Source organism: Streptococcus danieliae, from assembly GCF_013415245.1.
GTDB lineage: Bacteria > Bacillota > Bacilli > Lactobacillales > Streptococcaceae > Streptococcus > Streptococcus danieliae_A.
Genome location: NZ_JACBXX010000049.1, coordinates 1 through 395 on the forward strand (window position 1 = coordinate 1; position 395 = coordinate 395).

General features: G+C 50.6%; 1 protein-coding gene. It reads right to left on the reverse strand.

The features are described from left to right. Positions 1–395: hypothetical protein (locus tag HZY94_RS01255; protein WP_218925691.1), on the reverse strand; the 395-nt coding region annotated here is incomplete at both ends.

The following is a 395-nucleotide window of genomic DNA, read 5'->3' on the forward strand; positions in this document are numbered from 1 at the left end:
ACGCAAGGTTGATGAATAGGGCTAATGCCTGCCAGTGCGCTTGCACGGGTCGCAATGATGTCAGCGTACTTATCAGACAGCTTGATGTTCTCAGCGTCAGCGCCAATCACTCCAGCGTTCACACGGTCAAGCTCTACGAGACCTGTAGACTCAATCAGTAACTCAATGCACTTAACGCCAACCTGAACACGGTCTTCAGTGCTCCACGCCTGCCAATGGTCTTCAGCCTTGACGAGACCCTTAGCGAGCATATCAGCTTCAACAACCTGCATGAATGCTTTCTTGTAGATGAGGCCTACACGCTTCTCAAGCTGAGGCTGAACGTTTTTCTTGAAGTTTGCTACTTCGAGGTCACGCAGCTTGCCATAATTAACCTCATCTTCCAGTGACCGCCC